The following is a 1,606-nucleotide window of genomic DNA, read 5'->3' as shown; positions in this document are numbered from 1 at the left end:
CGGGGTGTTCGGGGCCGCCGGTGCGGTCGAGCAGGTTCCGTCGTTCGTCGGCGTCGAGGAGGTCGAGGTCGCCGACCGGGCTGTCGGGATCGGCGATGATGGCTTCGAGGAGCCGGGTGAACCGGTCGGCGAAGCCGCGGACGGTGTCCTCGTCGAACAGGTCCTGTGCGTAAGTCAGCGCGGCGGTCAAACCCTGAGCGGCACCATCGCGGTCGACGCGTTCACTCACCACCAGCGTGAGGTCGAACTGGGTGGCGGTGTGGTCGATGTCCTCGATACGGGCGGTCAGTCCCGCCAGTTCGAGTTTCGGGTGTTCTTGGTTCTGGAAGACGAGCATCACCTGGAACAGTGGGTGTCGGGTGGTTGATCGTGTCGGGTTGAGGGCTTGTACCACCCGTTCGAACGGCACGTCGGCGTGCTCGAATGCGGCCAGGTCGGTTTCTCGCACCGTCGTGAGCAGTGTGGTGAAGCTGCTGGCCCCGTCGACCGGGGTTCGCAGTGCGAGGGTGTTGACGAACATGCCGACCAGGTCGTCGAGGGCCGGGTCGCCGCGACCGGCGACGGGGGTGCCGATCGTGATATCCCCGGTGCCCGACATCCGGGCCAGGAATATCGCGAATGCGGTGTGCAGCACCATGAACACGGTCGCGGTGTGTTGTCGTGCGAGTTCGGCTGCCGCGCGGTGGGTGGGCGCGTCGATGGTGAACGTGTGTGTTCGTCCACGGTGGGTGACGGCGGGCGGTGTTCGGTTGCCGGGCAGTTCGAGCTGTTCGGGCAGCCCGTCGAGTGTGGAACGCCAGTAGGTCAGTTGCTGCGCGAGCAACGAATCGGGGTCGTCGTCGGAGCCGAGTATTTCGCGTTGCCACAGGGTGTAGTCGGCGTACTGCACCGTCAGTGGTGGCCACGATGGCGTGTGTCCGCCGGTTCGGGCCGTATAGGCGGCCGTGAGATCGCGGGCCAGCGGGGCGATCGAGGAGCCGTCGGCGCAGATGTGGTGCAGCACCACGGCGAGCACGTGCTCGTTGTCGGCCGTCTCGAACAAGGCGGCCTGCACCGGCACCGATGTGGTGACGTCGAACTCGGACGAGGCCATCGACAGCAGTCGCGTGGCGAGCTCGTTCTCGGTCACCGCGGCGGTGGCGAATCCGCCGCTGATCTCGGCCGCCGGGACAACCACTTGGTGCGGGCCGGTCTCGGATTCTGGGTAGATCGTCCGGAGGGTCTCGTGCCGGTCCACGACGTCTGCGATCGCTGCCAGCAGTGCGGCCGTGTCCATGGTTCCCGACAGGCGTACGGCGAATGGAATGTTGTAGACCGGTGAGTGTGGGTCGAACCGGTTGAGGAACCAGATGCGTTGCTGTGCATACGATAGCGGGATGTGTTCGGGCCGGGTCCTCGGGAGCAGGGGTGTGCGTGCACCCGCAGCGGTCCGGGACTCGAGCCACGTCGACAGTGCCTGCACCGACGACGCCTCGAACAGCACCCGCATCGGTACCCGCGCATCCATCGCCACACTGAGCCGCGACACCACCTGCGTCGCGAGCAGCGAGTTGCCGCCCAGGGCGAAGAAGTCGTCGTCGAGCCCGACCCTCTCGCGATCGAGGAC

At 66.7% G+C, this 1,606-nt stretch carries 1 protein-coding gene; it reads right to left on the bottom strand.

Annotation, left to right across the window (positions count from 1 at the left end; all coding sequences use genetic code 11):
• Positions 1 to 1,606: condensation domain-containing protein (locus CJ177_RS46480; RefSeq protein WP_257015113.1), on the bottom strand; the 1,606-nt coding region annotated here is incomplete at both ends.

The sequence above is a fragment of the Rhodococcus sp. ACPA1 genome, from assembly GCF_002300195.1.
GTDB classification, from domain to species: Bacteria; Actinomycetota; Actinomycetes; order Mycobacteriales; family Mycobacteriaceae; genus Rhodococcus_F; species Rhodococcus_F opacus.
The sequence above is the reverse complement of the archived record's forward strand: the minus strand, read 5'-3'. Positions and strand labels throughout refer to the sequence as shown.